General features: G+C 67.2%; 15 protein-coding genes. 2 read left to right on the top strand and 13 right to left on the bottom strand.

The features are described 5' to 3' along the window. Window positions 1-40: 40 nt before the first annotated feature. The 3 genes from M5E06_RS23310 to M5E06_RS23320 all read right to left on the bottom strand — a co-directional run bounded on the left by M5E06_RS23310 (window position 41) and on the right by M5E06_RS23320 (window position 3,230). Window positions 41-1,807: a SulP family inorganic anion transporter gene (locus M5E06_RS23310; RefSeq protein WP_252140227.1), complete on the bottom strand. Its 1,767-nt coding sequence runs from the start codon at window positions 1,805-1,807 to the stop codon at window positions 41-43. An 82-nt stretch (window positions 1,808-1,889) separates the two neighbouring features. Then, window positions 1,890-2,150, bottom strand: coding sequence for a helix-turn-helix domain-containing protein (locus tag M5E06_RS23315; protein WP_252140228.1), 261 nt, complete (start codon window positions 2,148-2,150; stop codon window positions 1,890-1,892). A 126-nt stretch (window positions 2,151-2,276) separates the two neighbouring features. Beyond that, window positions 2,277-3,230: a LysR family transcriptional regulator gene (locus M5E06_RS23320; protein WP_252140229.1), complete on the bottom strand. Its 954-nt coding sequence runs from the start codon at window positions 3,228-3,230 to the stop codon at window positions 2,277-2,279. A 138-nt stretch (window positions 3,231-3,368) separates the two neighbouring features. Here M5E06_RS23320 and aptA point away from each other — a divergent pair, with 138 nt between their 5' ends. Beyond that, on the top strand, window positions 3,369-4,742 hold the full coding sequence (gene aptA / locus M5E06_RS23325) for an omega-aminotransferase AptA (protein WP_286208935.1): 1,374 nt from the start codon (window positions 3,369-3,371) through the stop codon (window positions 4,740-4,742). 95 nt (window positions 4,743-4,837) lie between these two features. Next, the gene (locus tag M5E06_RS23330) at window positions 4,838-6,337 is read left to right on the top strand and encodes a CoA-acylating methylmalonate-semialdehyde dehydrogenase (protein WP_252140230.1); all 1,500 of its coding nucleotides are present in this window, start codon (window positions 4,838-4,840) and stop codon (window positions 6,335-6,337) included. 66 nt (window positions 6,338-6,403) lie between these two features. On the opposite strand, the gene M5E06_RS23335 is transcribed toward M5E06_RS23330, so the two are convergent. From M5E06_RS23335 to M5E06_RS23380, 10 genes are all read right to left on the bottom strand, one after another. Then, entirely contained in the window at window positions 6,404-8,545 is a 2,142-nt protein-coding gene (locus M5E06_RS23335) for a response regulator (protein WP_252140231.1), read from the bottom strand. Continuing rightward, the gene (locus M5E06_RS23340; RefSeq protein WP_252140232.1) at window positions 8,542-10,041 is read right to left on the bottom strand and encodes an ATPase domain-containing protein; all 1,500 of its coding nucleotides are present in this window, start codon (window positions 10,039-10,041) and stop codon (window positions 8,542-8,544) included. Before M5E06_RS23340 ends, M5E06_RS23335 begins: the two co-directional genes overlap by 4 nt. A gap of 466 nt (window positions 10,042-10,507) precedes the next feature. Continuing rightward, on the bottom strand, window positions 10,508-11,290 hold the full coding sequence (locus M5E06_RS23345) for a TlyA family RNA methyltransferase (protein WP_252140233.1): 783 nt from the start codon (window positions 11,288-11,290) through the stop codon (window positions 10,508-10,510). Window positions 11,291-11,382: 92 nt separating this feature from the next. Continuing rightward, complete coding sequence (locus tag M5E06_RS23350; RefSeq protein ID WP_252140234.1) at window positions 11,383-12,420, bottom strand: sensor histidine kinase; 1,038 nt, start codon at window positions 12,418-12,420, stop codon at window positions 11,383-11,385. Window positions 12,421-12,606: 186 nt separating this feature from the next. Next, window positions 12,607-14,520: a 1-deoxy-D-xylulose-5-phosphate synthase gene (gene dxs, locus M5E06_RS23355; protein WP_252140235.1), complete on the bottom strand. Its 1,914-nt coding sequence runs from the start codon at window positions 14,518-14,520 to the stop codon at window positions 12,607-12,609. Window positions 14,521-14,544: 24 nt separating this feature from the next. Further along, window positions 14,545-15,447, bottom strand: a complete 903-nt coding sequence (locus M5E06_RS23360) for a polyprenyl synthetase family protein (RefSeq protein ID WP_252140236.1) — start codon at window positions 15,445-15,447, stop codon at window positions 14,545-14,547. 1 nt (window position 15,448) lies between these two features. Then, window positions 15,449-15,742, bottom strand: coding sequence for an exodeoxyribonuclease VII small subunit (locus M5E06_RS23365; protein ID WP_247870575.1), 294 nt, complete (start codon window positions 15,740-15,742; stop codon window positions 15,449-15,451). 176 nt (window positions 15,743-15,918) lie between these two features. Then, window positions 15,919-16,848, bottom strand: coding sequence for a histone deacetylase family protein (locus tag M5E06_RS23370; RefSeq protein WP_252140237.1), 930 nt, complete (start codon window positions 16,846-16,848; stop codon window positions 15,919-15,921). Window positions 16,849-17,034: 186 nt separating this feature from the next. After that, entirely contained in the window at window positions 17,035-17,262 is a 228-nt protein-coding gene (locus M5E06_RS23375; protein ID WP_109150299.1) for a sulfurtransferase TusA family protein, read from the bottom strand. 67 nt (window positions 17,263-17,329) lie between these two features. Next, window positions 17,330-17,467, bottom strand: a complete 138-nt coding sequence (locus M5E06_RS23380) for a hypothetical protein (RefSeq protein ID WP_158282349.1) — start codon at window positions 17,465-17,467, stop codon at window positions 17,330-17,332. Window positions 17,468-17,569 lie beyond the last annotated feature (102 nt).

Raw genomic sequence — 17,569 nt, forward strand, 5'->3', positions numbered from 1 at the left:
TTTCACGGCGCCCGCCTCCCGTGCCGGACAATAGGCGATCCTACCCTTCGTTGCCCCGCCACGTCTCGGCGGATGTGTCCGCCCCGGCGGTCATACGCCCATCGCTCCGCCGCAGCTTGCGCAGGCTAACCTCGATCGTCCGTTCATAAGTGACGAGAGGCGGCTTGAGGCCATGGTTGAACAGGTCCTGCCGCAGCGCGTGGCTGGTCCCGGTCAGGATCACTTTCACGCCGCGCCGGGCCGCCTTGTGCGCCAGCCCTTCGATGGTGTTGGCGGCGGTGGAATCGAGAAACGGCACGGCGCCGAAATCGACGATCAGCACCCGATGCGTGTCGGCGATGCGGTCGAGCACCGAACCGATGGAGGCCGCCGCGCCGAAGAAGAACACGCCGGAGATGCGGTAGATGACCACATCGGGATCGGCGGCGGCTTCATTGTAGGGCGTGCGGGCGGAGGAGGCACCGTCAGGCCGGTCCTCGGCGACGAACGGGGTCTGGGTTTCGATCGCGGTCACCTTCGACATGCGATGGATGAACAGCACCGAACCGAGCGCGAAGCCGATGACGATGGCTTCCGACAGACCGCGGAAGATGGTGAGCAGGAAGGTCGACAGCAGGACCGCGGCGTCCCCGCGCGAGGAGCGCAGCAGCAGCGCGAAGGCCGGCTTCTCGACCATGTTCCAGGACACGACCGCCAGCACGCCGGCAAGGCTGGCCAGCGGAATGAAGCTGGCCAGCGGCGCCGCGACCAGCACGAAGACCATCAGGAACGCGGAGTGCATAATGCCGGAAACCGGCCCGTGGGCACCGGCGCGAACATTGGTCGCCGTGCGGGCGATGGTGCCGGTGACGCAGAATCCCCCGAACAGGGCCGAGGCGATATTGGCGGCGCCCTGCCCGACCAGTTCGCAGTTGGAACGATGGCGACGCCCGGTCATGCCGTCGGCCACCACCGCCGAGAGCAGCGATTCGATGGAGCCGAGCAGCGCGAACGACACGGCGCTCGGCAGGACCGCCTGGATCTTGTCCAGGGTGATGGCCGGCAGGCTCGGCATCGGCAGACCCGGCGGAATGCCGCCGAAATCGGTGCCGATCGTCGCGACCTCCAGGCCAAGGCCGGCGGTCACCGCCGCGCTTCCGGCGACCGCGATCAGCATGCCCGGCCAATGGGGCCGCAGAATCTTCAGACCGGTGATGATGCCGATCGACGCCAGCGCCAGCCCGACCGCCGCAGGTTTCGCCGTCGGCAGGCTCGACCACAGCACCGGCAGCTTGTCGAGCAGCGGACCCGGCTCCGGCACGCCCAGGGTCAGCCCGAGCAGATCCTTGATCTGGCTGGCGAAGATGATGACGGCGATGCCGGCGGTGAAGCCGACCGTCACCGGATAGGGCATGAACTTGATGTAGGTGCCCAACTGCAGAAAGCCGATGGCCGCCAGGATCAGGCCGGACAGCATGGTGGCGAGGATCAGCCCGTCCATGCCGTGCGCCTGGACCGTGGCGGCGACCAGAACGATGAAGGCGCCGGCGGGGCCGCCGATCTGGAACCGGCTGCCGCCGAGAGCGGACACCAGAAGGCCGCCGAAGATCGCGGTGTAGAGCCCCTGGGCCGGCGACGCGCCCGACGCGATGGCGATCGCCATGGAAAGCGGAAGCGCGACGATGGCCACCGTCAGCCCGGCGATCGCATCGGCGCGGAAATTCGATAATCCGTACCCCTCGCGCAGAATTGTGACGAGCTTCGGGGTGAACAATTCGGCAAAACTGGGCTGACGAGGTTGGGAAATCGGTTCGGTTCGGGCTGTCATCTGTCCGGCGGCCTTCAATAAGGCGGCGGGATCGTCGGCATCAGGTCGGCGGTCGCCGTCGCAGGTTCGATCGGGTGTGGCGTCAGGATTTTTCCGTCGGTGTCCTCAGCCGGACGCCTCGGCCGCCGGCGATGCTCTGCGCATTCTCGCCGATCAGTTCGATCCCGGCGTGGGTGAGGGCATCGACCACCTTGGTCAGGCTGTCGACCACGCCGCGCACATTTCCGTCGCTCGCCTCCATGCGCTGAATGGTCGGGACGGACAGTCCGGCCATTTCGGCGAGTGTCTTCTGGTCGATCCCCAGGAGCGCCCGAGCGGCGCGCATCTGCGAAGCCGTGATCATCCTGCATACCACGCTGATACATCTGGAACTATGTTCAGAATATGCATAATGACGTTTTAAATATCAATAGGGATGTTCAGGAACGCAGCCGCGCAACCCGGCCACGACCATAACGACCCGCCTAGTTCATGGGAGCGGCAATTCGGCATCCAAGCTCTTGCCGTCGCCGCGCAAGACATCCAGGAACCGCTCCAGCACCAGATTCGGTTGGGCGCCCTTCTTCGTCACCACCTGGAACTCCAGGGCATGATGGAAGGTGCCGGGCAGCAGCGCCCGCATCATGCCGCGCTCGACCCACTGCCGGGCATAATGGGTCGGCAGAAAGCCGACATAGCAGCCGGTGAGGATCAGGAACGCCACCCCTTCGCGGTCGGTGGCCGTCGCGGTGTTGTTCAGCTCATGGGGAAGCTGCGCCTGGGTCGGCGCCACGGCGTCGGCCGCCTCCACCGCCTCGCGCGTCACCGTTCCCTCGGGTCGGTCGAACAGCGGATGGCCGTCGCCGCAATAGAGCAGCGATTCCTCCTGGTAAAGCGGCAGACCGGCCAGCCCGGGCAGACCTCTGCGGACCGGGACGACGCCGACGTGCAACTGCCCGTCCAGCACGCCCCGCTCGATCTCGTTGGGCGGAATCATGCGGATGTTGACGCGGACCTCGGGCGCCAGCCGCTTCAGGCCGCGAAGGGCGTGCGTCACCCGCATCTGCGGCATGGTGACGAGGTTGTCGGTGATCCCGATGTTCAATTCGCCGCGCAGGCGGCCATGCAGGGTATTGATCTCGCTGCGGAAACTCTCGGTGCTGGCCAGCAGGCGCAGCGTCGCCTCATAGGCCAGATGCCCTTCGTCGGTCAGCCGGAAACCCGCCCGCCCGCGTCGGCACAGCGTCAGGCCAAGCCGCCGTTCGAGATCCGCCATATGCTGGCTGATCGCCGCCCGGCTGATGTTCAGTTCCACCTCGGCGGCGGAAAAGCCGCCGCACTCCACCACCGTCCGGAACACGCGCAGAAGCCGGATGTCGGCATCGCCGATCGGGGCCATGGGCCGGGTAGGGGGCCGGGTGGGGGACCGGGTGGGCTTGCTCATGCTGGAACCGTGAGGGATGTGGGCGTGATAGGTAAGCAAACAGTTATGTGAAGTTCTTATAGTTTGGATTTAATCACAACCAGGAACCGCGCACACTCTCCGGCGACAGCGCCCCTAACGGATGCGGGAGAACAGCGGATGGCACCCCTGGACAGCGATCACACCCAGTCCCTCGGCCAGTCTTTCGACAAGGCCGCCGGACTGACGCGCGAGGAACTTGACGCCCATTGGATGCCGTTCAGCGGCAACCGCCAGTTCAAGAACAACCCCCGCATGATCGTGAAGGCGGAGGGGACCTGGTACTGGGATGCCGAAGGCCGCAAGATCTACGACAGCCTGTCCGGCCTGTGGTGCAGCGGCGCCGGCCACTGCCGCCGCGAGATCTCCGAGGCGGTCGCCCGCCAGATCGCCGAACTGGATTACAGCCCGGCCTTCCAGCACGGCCATCCGGCCGCCTTCAAGCTGGCGCACAAGCTGGCGTCGATGACCCCGGCCGGCCTCGACCATGTCTTCTTTGTCGGTTCGGGTTCCGAAGCGGCCGACACCTCGCTGAAGATGGCGCGGGCCTATTGGCGGATGAAGGGCCAGCCGACCAAGACCAAGCTGATCGGCCGGTCCAAGGGCTATCACGGCGTCAATTTCGGCGGCACCAGCCTGGGCGGCATCGGCGGCAACCGCAAGCTGTTCGGCACCGGCGTCGATGCCGACCATCTGCCCCACACCCTGCTGCCGCAGAACCTGTTCGTGAAGGGCATGCCGGAGGAAGGCGCCTTCCTGGCCGACGCGCTGGAGGAATTGGTGGCGCTGCACGACGCCTCCAACATCGCCGCCGTGATCGTCGAACCGCTGGCCGGCTCGGCCGGCGTGCTGCCGCCGCCGAAGGGCTATCTCCAGCGGCTGCGCGAGATCTGCGACAAGCATTCGATCCTGCTGATCTTCGACGAGGTCATCACCGGCTTCGGCCGCATGGGCGCCCCCTTCGGCGCTGACGCCTTCGGCGTCGTCCCGGACATCATGAACGTCGCCAAGGGCCTGACCAACGGCGCTGTGCCGATGGGGGCCGTGGTGGCGAAGCACGACATCTACCAGGCCTTCATGGACAATGGCGGGCCGGAATACATGGTGGAGTTCCCGCACGGCTACACCTATTCCGCCCATCCGGTCGCCTGCGCCGCCGGTCTGGCCGCGCTCGACATCTTCGAGCGGGAGAAGCTGTGGGAGAAGGCCGCGGCGCTGGCACCGCATTTCGAAAACCTGATCCACGGGCTGAAGGGGCTGAAGAACGTCGCCGACATCCGCAACTATGGTCTGACCGGCGCCGTCACCATCGCCCCGCTTCCGGGCGAACCGGCCCGCCGGCCCTATGAGATCGGCGAGAAGTGCTGGAAGGCCGGCTATTACGTGCGTTTCGGCGGCGATACGCTGCAGTTCGGCCCGCATTTCTACAGCGAGCCCGCCGACCTCGACCGCCTGTTCGACGTCGTCGCCGACGCCATCCAGGCAACGGCGTAAGGGCGCCGGCAGCGCATTGCTCCACCCTTCCCTCCCGCGCCGGGAGAAGGGTGGAGCAAAGACCTTGCACAACGAACACCCCCAGGAAAGCCACCATGACCACCGTTGCCCACCTGATCGGCGGCAAGACTGACGCGCCCGCCGGCACCCGCACCGCCGACATCGTCAATCCCGCCACCGGTGACGTGGCAGGACAGGTCGCCCTGGCATCCCGTGCCACGGTGGAAGACGCCATCGCCGCCGCCGAGGCCGCCTTCCCGGCCTGGCGCGCCACGCCGCCGGCCAAGCGCGCCCGCGTCATGTACCGCTTCAAGCAGCTGCTGGAGGAGAATGCGGAGCGCATCTGCGCCCTTATCACGGCGGAGCACGGCAAGGTCCTGGACGACGCGTTTGGGGAGCTGACCCGCGGCATCGAGAATGTCGAATATGCGTGCGGCGTCCCGGAACTGCTGAAGGGCGAGTTCTCCAAGAATGTCGGGCCGGCCATCGACAGCTGGTCGGAATTCCAGCCGCTGGGCGTCGTCGCCGGCATCACGCCGTTCAATTTCCCGGCGATGGTCCCGCTGTGGATGTACCCGATCGCCATCGCCTGCGGGAACACCTTCGTCCTGAAGCCGTCGGAGCGCGACCCCAGCTCCGCCCTCTACATCGCCCAGCTGGCGCTGGAGGCGGGCCTGCCGCCCGGCGTGCTGAACGTCGTCAACGGCGACAAGGAGGCGGTGGACACGCTGCTGACCGACCCGCGGGTGCAGGGCGTCAGCTTCGTCGGCTCCACCCCGATCGCCGAGTATGTCTATTCGACCGCCAGCGCCCATGGAAAGCGGGTGCAGGCGCTGGGCGGGGCCAAGAACCACGCCATCGTCATGCCAGACGCCGATCTGGACAACGCCGTCAACGCGCTGATGGGCGCGGCCTACGGCTCCTGCGGCGAGCGCTGCATGGCGATCTCCGTCGTCGTCGCGGTTGGCGACGAGGTGGCCGACCGGCTGAAGGACAAGCTGTCGGTGGCGCTGCGTGACCTGAAGGTCGGCGCCGGCACCGCGGCCGGCTGCGAGATGGGGCCGCTGGTCACCCGGGCGCATTTCGAGAAGGTGAAGGCCTATGTCGACCAGGGCGTCGCCGAGGGCGCGGAGCTGGTGGTGGACGGCCGCGGGCTGGTGGTGCCGGGGCACGAGAACGGCAATTTCCTGGGCGGCTGTCTGTTCGACCGCGTCACCCCGGAGATGACGATCTACCGGGAGGAGATCTTCGGCCCGGTGCTGTGCCTCGTCCGGGTGAAGTCGATGCAGGAGGGCATGGACCTGATCGACGCCCACGAATACGGCAATGGCACCTGCCTGTTCACCCGCGACGGCGAGGCCGCCCGCTATTTCGGCGACATGATCAAGGTCGGCATGGTCGGCATCAACGTGCCGCTGCCGGTCCCGGTTGCCTACCACAGCTTCGGCGGCTGGAAGCGGTCGCTGTTCGGCGATCTGTCGGCCTATGGTCCGGACGGCGTGCGCTTCTACACCCGCCGCAAGACCATCACCCAACGCTGGCCGACCGGCGGGATCCGCGAAGGCGCCCAGTTCGCCTTCCCGTCAATGAAGTAAGAATCATCCCCCGTCGTGACGCCGGTGTCGAGGAAGGCACCGGCGTCGGCGTGTTCTTGTGTGTCCCTAGCGGTGAGTTCCGGTTTGCGGCTCCAGGTGGAGATCGCCACTCGGCTTGGCATGTGCCGAAGTCCTTGCCGTCTCGGCCAACAGCTTGGCTGTCGCCACGGCGAGTTGGTGCTGCGTGTATGGCTTGGCAAGCCGCGGCAGGTCGGCGACGACGCCCTCCGGCAGATCGGCATATCCCGTCGCCAGCAGCACCGGCAGGTCCGGAGCCATGGTACGGGCCGCCTGGGCAAGCTCGACGCCGGTCATGCCGGGCATCGCATAGTCCGTCAGCAGCAGGTCGACCGCCTGCCCGCTGCGCAGAAGCTCCAGTGCCTCGACACCCGATCCCGCTTCAAGGACCGTGTGTCCGAGGTCGGCCAGCATATCGACGGTGCTCATGGCGATCAGCGCGTCATCGTCGACCACCAGAACCACGGCGGGAGACACGTCGGCCGCCGGGGCCGGCGGCAACTCGGCCGCCTGGGCCGGTGTCGTCGCCTTCGGCAGCCATAGCTCAACGAGGGCCCCCTGGCCCGGTACGCTCGACAGCCGGAAGGCACCGCCGGACTGCACCGCCAAGCCATGGACCATCGACAACCCCAGCCCGGTGCCTTTGCCGATGCCCTTGGTCGAGAAGAACGGCTCGATTGCCCGCGCAAGCGTTCCCTCATCCATCCCTGTGCCGGTGTCCCGCACGCTTACATACGGGTAGGAACCGGGCGGCAGTCCAGACGCGACGGGGACCGGTGCCTCGTCCACCGTCACGATGAGCGTGCCGCCGTCGGGCATGGCATCGCGGGCATTCACGGCGAGATTCAGGATCGCCAGTTCAAGCTGGTTAGGATCGATCAGCGCCGGCGCCGTCGCAGGACGGGCGTCGATGCGGGTGACGACGCGCGGGCCGACCGAACGCTCCAGCAGTGTTTTCATGCCGTCCAGCAACCCGGCAAGGTCCACCGCCTGCGGCTGCAGATCCTGGCGTCGGGCGAAAGCCAGAAGCCTTTGGGTCAGTATCGCTCCGCGTTGGGCTCCCTGCATGGCGCCGTCGAAAAGGCGCTCCGTCGTCGGGTCGGCGGGAAGGCGTTTGCGCAGAAGCTCCAGATTGCCGAGAACGGCCATCAGCAGATTGTTGAAGTCATGCGCGACACCGCCGGTAAGCTGGCCGAGGGTCTCCAGCTTCTGCGTCTGGCGCAGTTGCTCTTCGGCGCGTTCGCGGTCGCGGATCTCGTCGCGCAGCTGGTCGAGCGTCGCCGCCAATTCCCGGGTGCGTTCCTGCACCTTGGATTCCAGCGTCTCGGTCAGGCGCTGAAGCGCCTCCTGCGCCGTCTTCTGGTCGGTGATGTCGACAATGACGGCGAGCGCTCCGGCTGCCTTGCCGGTGGAATCCCGCACAGGCAAGCCACTGACACGGGTCCAGACCGGCTGACCGCCGGCGGGACGATGGATGAACTCGATCCCGGTGACGGTCTCGCCGCGCAGTGCACACGCTCCGGGATAGCGATCGCCTGACAGACGGTGACCATTCGCGTCGTAGGCGATCCAACTCTCCTCACCTCCCGGCTGCCGGGAGGGAATGACACTGTTCGGAAGAAAGCTCCGGAAGGCCGGGTTGGACAATATGGTCCGGCCGTTCCGGTCCATCAGGTTCACCCCCACCGGCAGGTGCTCCACCAGTGTTTCGAAGCGTGCCCGTTCGTCGGCGAGATCCGCCAGCAACCGCTCGCGCTCCACCAGCCTCGCCCTCGCCTCATACTGCCTGCGCCGGCCGCGCAGGCAGGTCCGTACGACGCTGATCAGGGTGGTCGGGTGGAAGGGGCGCTCCACGAAGGTGACGTTGCCGAGCAGTTCGGTCAGGCGCGCGGCCTCCGGCGTGCGCTCGGCGCCGTCGCCCCGCAGGGTGAGCAGAATGACGGGAAGGTCCGACCATGGCGGCTGCGCGGCGATCCAGGCGACAAGCCCCTGGAGATCGGCGGTGCGAACCGCCTCCTCCGCCAGGATGAGCAATCCGGCCCCCTCCTCCAGCGCCGTGCAAAGCGCCGGCAGGTCGGGGCAGGCGTGCGCGGCGATCCCGACTTCGCCCAGCAAGGCGGACGCGACGGTGGCATCCCGACCATGCGGCGCCAGGATAAGGGCGCGCTCCGTGGTGACAGCCTCGCTCAAGCCGGATCGTCCTTAAGCAGAGGTCCGCCCTGGCCAATATAGACCGGCACGCCGCGCAGCACCCCCTGGAACGCGTCCAGCGGCGGCCCCATGCTGATGCCCCTCTCGGTGACCCGGTACTCGCGGATGGTGTCCTCATGCGGACCGGCGCGCTTCTTGATCACCGAGATCGCCCGGCGGACGCGGCCCAGCGCCTCGAAATAGCGCAGGAGTACGACGGTATCGGCCAGATAGGTGACGTCGACCGGCGCCTGCATGTCACCGATCAGGCCATGCTGCGCGATGGTGAGGAAGGTCGTCACACCCTGGCGGTTCAGGTACAGCAGCAATTCGTGAAGATGCAGAACCAGAAGCTGCTCTTCCGGCATCGCCGCCTGATAGCCGTTCAGGCTGTCGATCACCACGGTGCGGATCTGGTGGTCGTCGACGCAGGCGCGGACCCGGTGGGTGAACTCACCGGGCGCCAGTTCCGCCGCATCCACCTGCTCGATGACCAGGCTGCCGCGATCCCGCAAGGCTTCAAGATCGAAGCCCATCTCCCTGGTTCGGGCGAACAGCAGGCCAAGCTCCTCATCGAAGACGAACAACGCGGCCCGCTCTCCCCGTGCGACGGCGGCCACTGTGAACTGAAGCGCCAGCAGCGACTTTCCGGTTCCGGCCGGGCCGATGATCAGGGCGCTCGACCCGCGCTCCATGCCGCCGCCCAGCAGCGTGTCGAGTTCGGCGATGCCGCTGGCCAGCCGTTCTCCGGCGAAGCCGGTCCGATGTTCGGCAGCGACCAGCCGGGTGAACACCTGGAAACCGCCGGTGGTGATCGTACAGTCGTGGTAGCCGCCGCGATATGCCTGCCCACGGTACTTGAGCACACGCAGGCGCCGCCGCTCCGCGCCATAGGCCGGCGTCAGCATCTCCAGGCGGATCACGCCGTGCGCGATGCTGTGGACCGTCTTGTCCATGGTGTCGGTGGTCAGGTCGTCGAGCAGCAGCACGGTGGCGCCGTGCCGGGCGAAATAATGCTTGAGGGCGAGGATCTGGCGCCGGTATCGCAATGAACTCTGGGCCAGCAGCCGGATCTCCGACAGGCTGTCGAGGACGATCCGCATCGGCTTGCTCCGCCCGATCGCCTCGAACATCAGCTTGGTCGTCTCGCCGAGTTCGAGGTCGGACGAATAGAGCAGACTCTGCTGGTGCGCCTCGTCGAGCAGGCTCTCGGGCGGAACCAGTTCGAACACCGTGATCTCGTCGCCGAGCGTCCAGCCATGCGCGGCTGCGGCGTTGCGCAGTTCGCCCTCGGTTTCCGACAGGGTGATGTAGAGTCCGGATTCACCGGCCGCCGCGCCGTCCAGCAGGAACTGAAGGGCAATCGTGGTCTTGCCGGTGCCGGGGCTGCCCTCGAGCAGGAAGACACGGTCGCGGGCGAGGCCGCCGGCGAGGATGTCGTCAAGACCGGCAACGCCGGTTCGCGCCTTGTGCAGCTGTTCAGAGGATGCGGCCATGGCGGGCTGGGATATCCGTTGATGGGGTGTCGGGCAACGCATGCGCCGGAGCGCAGTGCGGAATGTCTAAAACAACACGCCGCGCATGCGGAAAGTCATGCACCGTTTGAAAATCCGGCTGGAAATAGGCGGGTAATCTGCAGAGGCGGGGTAGCCGGGCGGCCGTCCCGGGCGTGACGGCGGCGGTGCCTACAAGCACGCGGCGGGAAGTCCGGCGCGCAATCGCCAAACCCTGAACCGCCCCGGCCGCCATCAGCCAAAACTCGGGCAACAGGCGGTTGCGACGCACGGCTCCAGGGTGAGGTGGAGGATCAATGGACGAAGATAATTCTGCACGCAGCGATCCTGACCGTTAAACGCGGTCGTCCAAATCTAATGCGTTGAGTGACAGGGCGCAGCCTGGGCTATCCTCATCGACCCTTCGGCGTACAACAATCGATCGGGCACAGCCTTCGCCCGGACCCGGTCAACCCGGAAGGTCAAGGCCGCCGTCGGCCGCAGAATCCGGAGACAGATCCTTCACCGCGCCGATCAGGAACTCCTTGTTCCCTTCCGGTCCGGTGATAGGGCTTTCGGTGATGTCCAGCACACGCCAGCCCGGCAGGGCATCCAGCCACGCGCGGATGCGGTCGCAGACTTCCCTATGCAGTTCGGGCTCGCGCACCACGCCGCCCTTGCCGACGCGGCCCTTGCCGACCTCGAACTGCGGCTTGATGAGAGCGACCAGCCGCCCGCCCGGCACCACGAGGGCCAGAGCCGCCGGCAGCACGATCTCCAGGCCGATGAAGCTGGCGTCGCACACCACGAGGTCGACCGGATCCGGAATCTCGGCAGTGGTCAGGTGGCGGGCGTTGGTCTTCTCCAGAACCACCACGCGCGGGTCGGTGCGCAGCTTCCACGCCAACTGGCCATGACCGACATCGACGGCATAGACCTTGGCGGCACCGCGGGTCAGCAGCACGTCGGTGAAACCGCCGGTGGAGGCGCCGACATCGACGGCGGTCAGGCCGGTCGGGTCGATGGCGAAGACGTCGAGCCCCTTCACCAGCTTCAGCCCGCCGCGCGACACCCAGGGATGGTCCTGCCCCTTGACCGCCAGCGGGGCCTCCGCCGCGATCAGGTCGCCGGCCTTGTCGATGCGCTTCGTCTCGGAATAGACCAGCCCGGCCAGGATCAGCGCCTGCGCTCTAGCACGGCTTTCCGCCAGCCCGCGCTCCACCAGCGCCACGTCAACCCTCACCCGTGCCATGCCGTCGCCCTTCGCTCGCTCGTGACGGCGCATTCCTGACGCGGAACCGCCGCAAGGGCAAGCCCCGGTTCCAGGCGGCGGCCGGCCAGACGTCAGGCCGGCGGGAAATCCACCGACACGCGGGTGCCATAGGGGCTGCTGTCGGCTGTCAGCCGGCCGCGCAGTTGACCGACGAAGGCACGCACCACCTTCAGCCCCAGCGTCGACGCACGGGCGACGTCCAGGCCCTGCGGGAGGCCGATGCCTCGGTCGACAACTTCCAGATGGATGCGGCCGCCGTCGCCACGGCCGAGCCGCACATCGATATCGCCGGGCACTCCGGCGGGAAAGGCATGGCGTGCCGCGTTGCCGACCAGTTCGCTGACGATCAGGCTGAAGGGAATGACCGACTCCATCGGCATCTCGGTCGTCTCGGCCGTGACCTTGACGCGGTGGGCACCGGGCAGCGTCGCCTCAAGCTCCTGGCACAGTTCGCGCAGATGAACCGCCATGTCGACGGTGCCGGCCCGCAGGGCGCCGTGGGTGCGCTGGTGGGCCTGGGTGACGATGCCGACCCGTCCGCCGGCGCTCTGGAGGGCGCGGCGGACCTCGGGGTCCTTGCTCGACAGGGTCTGAAGGGTCAGCAGGCTGGAGACCAGTTGCAGGGTGTTCTTCAGCCGGTGGCTGACGTCGCGCAGCCGCCGGTCATGTTCGGCCGCCGATTCCGGCGTCTCCTCGGCGGTGACGATCAGGGCGCGGACCACGCCATTGACCCCCAGCATCGGGGTGACCCGCACATCCCAGAAGCGCTCGCCATCGGTGGTGCGGTCACTGGCGGCGCGGTTGCGCTGCGGCTGGCCGGTTCGCCGTGCCTCGATCAGCATGGACAGCGACAGGGCCGGAAAACGCTCCGTCAGGTTGGTGCCCGCGACCGCGCCCAGCGCCCGGAAGGCGGCGTTGGCGAAGGCGCAACGGTCGCCCTCCCCCTCCACCAGGGCGGTGGGTGTCGGCGTCTGATCCAGCAGGCTGCGCAACAGCGCCGGATCGTCGATGCCGACGCCCGCGACGTCGGTGCCGGCCGCCCGATCCGCCCCCGGATCGGCGCCGAACTCCGCGTTGCGGTATGCCGTGACCGCCATGATGTGCGCCATCGCCCCTGACCTCGTAGCCATCCGCTGCCGCAGGCTCTTCCCCCATTTCCTGGGGGCTACCATTTCAGCCTGGGAAGTGTAAGGCGTCGCTCGCGCTCCACACCAGTCCAACAACCCGAAAGGCCGCTAGACAAATGGCATTACGCCATTTGGATGCCCCCATCGAATGGGTGAAGGAAGGAGTCGTCAGGCCCGCGCCGCGGTGCTCTCGATCCCCAGCGCCTGCAGCGCGGTGCCGACGATTTGCTGGGCGGTCAGGCCGGCGGCCTCATACTGCTTGGCCGGCGAGTCGTGGTCGAGATAGAGGTCCGGCAGGACCATCGGCCGGATCTTCAGTCCGCCGTCGAGCAGCCCGGCCGTCGCCAGGAATTGCAGCACGAAGCTGCCGAACCCGCCGACCGATCCCTCCTCGATGGTGATCAGCACCTCGTGCTCCAGCGCGAGCCGGCGGACCAGATCCTCGTCCAGCGGCTTGGCGAAGCGGGCGTCGGCCAGGGTGGTCGACAGGCCGCGCGCCGCCAGCTCCGCCGCGGCACGCCGGGCCTCGCCCAGGCGGGTGCCGTAGCTGAGGATGGCGATCTTGGTGCCTTCCTGCAGGATGCGGCCCTTGCCGATCGGCAGCAGGCTGCCGCGTTCCGGCAGTTCCAGCCCCACGCCTTCGCCGCGCGGGTAGCGCAGGGCCGAGGCACGGTCGTCGATGGCGGCCTGGGTCGCCACCATGTGCATCAGCTCCAGCTCGTCCGCCGCCGCCATCAGGACGATGTCGGGCAGGCAGCCGAGATAGGCGGTGTCGAAGGATCCGGCATGGGTCGCCCCGTCCGCGCCCACCAGCCCGGCGCGGTCCAGCGCGAAGCGCACCGGCAGATGCTGCAGCACCACGTCATGGATGACCTGATCGTAGGCGCGTTGCAGGAAGGTCGAATAGATGGCGCAGAAAGGCTTGAACCCCTCGGTCGCCATGCCGGCGGCGAAGGTCACCGCATGCTGTTCGGCGATGCCGACGTCGAAGCAGCGGTCGGGGAAGCGCTCCCCGAACAGGTCCAGCCCGGTGCCCGACGGCATGGCGGCGGTGATGCCGACGATGGTCGGGTCGGCCGCCGCCTCGGCGATCAGGCTCTGGGCGAAGACGCGGGTGTAGGTCGGGGCGTTGGACTTCGGCTTGGACTGGGCGCCGGTCACCACGTCGAACTTGGCGACGGCGTGCAGCTTGTCGGCCGACTCCTCCGCCGGGCCATAGCCCTTGCCCTTCTTGGTGACGACGTGGATCAGCACCGGCTTGTCGTCGTCGGCATCGCGGACGTTCTGCAGCACCGGCAGCAGGTGGTCCAGGTTGTGACCGTCGATCGGGCCGATGTAGTAGAAGCCCAGCTCCTCGAACAGGGTGCCACCGGTGACCATGCCGCGGGCATATTCCTCCGCCCGGCGGGCGGCGTTGCGCAGCGGACGCGGCAACTGGTCGGCGATCTCCTTCGCCAGATGGCGCAGCGACATGTACGGCTTGGACGAGATCAGCCGCGACAGATACGCGCTCATCGCACCCACCGGCGGGGCGATGGACATGTCGTTGTCGTTGAGGATGACGATCAGCCGCGACTTGGTGGAGGCCGCATTGTTCATCGCCTCGTACGCCATGCCGGCGCTCATTGCGCCGTCGCCGATCACGGCGATGACGTTGCGCCGCTCGCCCTTGATCTTGCTGGCGACCGCCATGCCGAGACCGGCGGAGATGGAGGTGGAGCTGTGGCCGGCGCCGAAGGGGTCGTACTCGCTCTCCGACCGCTTGGTGAAGCCGCTCAAGCCCCCGCCCATGCGCAGCGTGCGGATGCGGTCGCGCCGCCCGGTCAGGATCTTGTGCGGATAGCACTGGTGCCCGACGTCCCAGATCAGCCGGTCATAGGGCGTGTCGAAGACGTAATGCAGCGCCACCGTCAGCTCGACCACCCCCAGCCCGGCGCCGAGATGGCCGCCGGTCACCGAGACGGCGTCCACCGTCTCGGTGCGCAACTCGTCTGCGAACTGGCGGAGCTGTTCGGGCTTGAGGGCCCGCAGCTTGGCTGGCGTCGGACAATGGTCGAGCAGCGGGGTCTTGGTGGCGGTCACGTCGTGATGGTCCTCAAGCTCTGGTCAGGCGCGGCGCGCGACGACGAAGTCGGCGACGGCCTTCAACATATCGGCACGCCCATCGAAAATGTCCAAGTGCTGCGATGCCTGATGGGACAGCATTTCCGCCTGGGCGCGGGCACGGTCGCGGCCGAGAATCGACACGAAGGTCGCCTTCCCGGCCTGGGCGTCGCGGCCGACGGTCTTTCCGGTCTCTTCCGCCGTGCCTTCCACGTCCAGCAGGTCGTCGACGATCTGGAAGGCCAGCCCCAGGTCGTGGGCATAGGCGCGCAGCGCCGTGCGCTGCGGCGGGTTGGCCTTGCCCAGAATGCCGCCGGCCTCGCAGGAGAAGGCGATCATCTCGCCGGTCTTCATGCGCTGCAGCCGGGTGGTGGTGCCCAAGTCGAAGCTCTCATGCTCCGCGATCAGGTCCAGCATCTGGCCGCCGACCATGCCGTGGCCGCCGGCCGCCTTGGCCAGCGCCGACACCAGCTGGCAGCGGATGTTGGGATCCTCATGAGTCTCCGGGTCCGCCAGCACCTCGAACGCCAGCGTCAGCAGACCGTCGCCGGCCAGGATGGCGGTCGCCTCGTCGAACTGGCGGTGGCAGGTCGGCCGGCCGCGGCGCAGCTCGCCGTCGTCCATCGCCGGCAAATCGTCATGGACCAGCGAATAGCTGTGGACCATCTCCACCGCAGCGGCGGCCCGGATGGCGCAGTCGGGGTTGACGCCGAACAGCGCCGCCGACTGCATCACCAGGAAGGGGCGCAGCCGCTTGCCGCCGTTCAGGCAGCCATAGCGCATGGCGTCGAACACCCGCGCTTCCGCCAGATCGGTGGTCGGCAGCAGGGCGCCGATCTTCATCTCGACGGCCTGCGCGATCTCCGCCATGGCGGACTTCAATTCGGTCTGGGAAATGGTCTGCACGTCAGTCGATCCGGGCGGGTTCGGTGCCGAGGGAGCCGTCGGCGCTCACGGTGATGCGGTCGATCTTGGCCTGCGCCTCGCGCAGCTTCATCTCGCAATGACGCTTCAGCGCCGTGCCGCGTTCGTAGGAGGAAATGGCGTCGTCGAGCTTACCGCGACCTTCCTCAAGCTGGCGGACGATCCGCTCCAGTTCGGCGAGCGCATCCTCGAAACTGAGGGCGGCGATGTCGGGCGGAATGGGAACGCCAGGATTCGGAATGGAAGCGGCGGAAGGGGGCATGTCGGACTGAACCATCGATGGAACCTCAAGCCCGCGAAGGTATGCCCCGCCCTCGTCTGGCGCAAGGCCCGAGGCACTCCCGTACCCCGCCCCTTGCGGACTATGTGCCGCCACTGTGCGGCCTATGCGTTCGGGCAGCCCCTCCCCCTTTCGGGAGAACGGGACAGCCGTCGCGCGGGGGGAGATTCTGGTCAGCAGTACATCAGTTCGCGCACATGGGCCGCGCTTGCCGACGCCAATGCCCGAAGGTTGTAGCCGCCTTCCAGCACCGAGACGATCCTTGCGCCGCAATGGGTGCGGGCCAGTTCGCCCAGCTTGCGGGTGGCCCAGACGAAATCATCGTCGATCAGGTGCAGGCCGGCCAGCGGATCGCGCGAATGGGCATCGAACCCGGCGGAGATGATCAGCAGGTCCGGCTTGAAATGGTCGATGGCCGGCAGGATCACATGCGTCATCGCGTGCCGGAACTCCGGCGACCCGGCCATGGCCGGCAGCGGCGCATTGACGCAGTTTCCGTACTCCCCCTTTTCCCCCGCATCGCCGGTGCCGGGATAGAGCGGCGACTGGTGGGTGGAGCAATAGAGCATGTCGGGATCGAACTGCAGGATGTCCTGGGTGCCGTTGCCGTGATGGACGTCGAAATCCATCACCGCCACCCGCTGCAGCCCATGGGCGGCGCGGGCGTGGAAGGCGCCGACGGCGGCGTTGTTGAACAGGCAGAAGCCCATGGCCTTCTCCCGCTCCGCATGGTGGCCGGGCGGGCGGACGGCGCAGAAGGCGTTGCGGGACTGGCCGGTCGCCACCGCGTCGATCGCGGCGCAGACCGCGCCGGCCGCACGCAGCGCCGCCTCCCCCGATCCGGGAGAGACGACCGTGTCAGCATCGACGCCCGCATGCTCCACGTCGGGGATCAGCGACAGCACGCGGTCGATGTGCGACTGCGGATGCGCCCGCAGAAGCTGTTCAACCGTGGCGCGCGGCGCCTCCTGCCGTTCCAGCATGTGGAACTCCTCCGTCTCCAGCGCGGCGAGCACGGCGCGCAGGCGGTCGGAGCATTCGGGATGACCGAGACCCGTGTCGTGCTCCAGGCACGCCGGGTGGGTGAACAGGGTGGTGAACATCGATTTTTCGGTCGTTATCGTTGGTTTTCGGGCGGCGATTGCAGCGTTTCCAAAAACCATTCTTCCCGGATCGCTAATGAAAGTACAGGCTGAATCCAGGACGATTCGTCACAGCCCACTTTCGGGAACCGGGGCAATCCGTACCCCCCTGCGATCGGGGTATAACCGGTGCGGAGGATCGCTGGTTCAGGCCACCCGTTCGATGACGAAGCGCAGGATGCCGTCCTCTTCGGTGACGGACAGCAGGCGGTTGCCGGTCGCTTCGCAGAACGCCGGAAAGTCCTTGCGGGCGCCGGGGTCGGTCGCCTCCACCGTCAAAGTGTCGCCGACGGCGATGGCCTTGATCGCCTTGCGCGCGCGCAGAACGGGCAGCGGGCACTGCAAGCCCTTGGTATTCAAAGGATGGTCGGTCATGGCGGAATGCTACCCGACCGGCTGGCCGCTGTCACGACGGATGCTGTGGCCCGGCCGTCGCCTGCCATTACAAATGATTATTGTTAACAACCGAAAGCTGATATATCTGTAGCAGCTCTGTTTCGCGGTGCGAGAAAAACGGCGCTCCGCCGATGATGGCGACGCTCAAGCCGCCGCATGCGCCAAGCAGCGGCGCGGTCGCCATGCCGGATTCCCACAGGTGGACAATAGCCACCCGATACGAATATACTACGATACGAGCATTTTTCTTTGCCGGGTCGTACAACGACGGCCTGCGCACAATACG

The organism is Azospirillum sp. A1-3, assembly GCF_023806445.1.
Taxonomy (GTDB): domain Bacteria; phylum Pseudomonadota; class Alphaproteobacteria; order Azospirillales; family Azospirillaceae; genus Azospirillum.

Bases quoted from the DNA above. Each gene is read 5' to 3' on its own strand.
- M5E06_RS23310 (WP_252140227.1), bottom strand. From the start codon at position 1,807: ATGACAGCCCGAACCGAACCGATTTCCCAACCTCGTCAGCCCAGTTTT.
- M5E06_RS23315 (WP_252140228.1), bottom strand. From the start codon at position 2,150: ATGATCACGGCTTCGCAGATGCGCGCCGCTCGGGCGCTCCTGGGGATC.
- M5E06_RS23320 (WP_252140229.1), bottom strand. From the start codon at position 3,230: ATGAGCAAGCCCACCCGGTCCCCCACCCGGCCCCCTACCCGGCCCATG.
- aptA (WP_286208935.1), top strand. From the start codon at position 3,369: ATGGCACCCCTGGACAGCGATCACACCCAGTCCCTCGGCCAGTCTTTC.
- M5E06_RS23330 (WP_252140230.1), top strand. From the start codon at position 4,838: ATGACCACCGTTGCCCACCTGATCGGCGGCAAGACTGACGCGCCCGCC.
- M5E06_RS23340 (WP_252140232.1), bottom strand. From the start codon at position 10,041: ATGGCCGCATCCTCTGAACAGCTGCACAAGGCGCGAACCGGCGTTGCC.
- M5E06_RS23345 (WP_252140233.1), bottom strand. From the start codon at position 11,290: ATGGCACGGGTGAGGGTTGACGTGGCGCTGGTGGAGCGCGGGCTGGCG.
- M5E06_RS23350 (WP_252140234.1), bottom strand. From the start codon at position 12,420: ATGGCGCACATCATGGCGGTCACGGCATACCGCAACGCGGAGTTCGGC.
- M5E06_RS23365 (WP_247870575.1), bottom strand. From the start codon at position 15,742: ATGGTTCAGTCCGACATGCCCCCTTCCGCCGCTTCCATTCCGAATCCT.
- M5E06_RS23370 (WP_252140237.1), bottom strand. From the start codon at position 16,848: ATGTTCACCACCCTGTTCACCCACCCGGCGTGCCTGGAGCACGACACG.
- M5E06_RS23375 (WP_109150299.1), bottom strand. From the start codon at position 17,262: ATGACCGACCATCCTTTGAATACCAAGGGCTTGCAGTGCCCGCTGCCC.
- M5E06_RS23380 (WP_158282349.1), bottom strand. From the start codon at position 17,467: ATGGCGACCGCGCCGCTGCTTGGCGCATGCGGCGGCTTGAGCGTCGCC.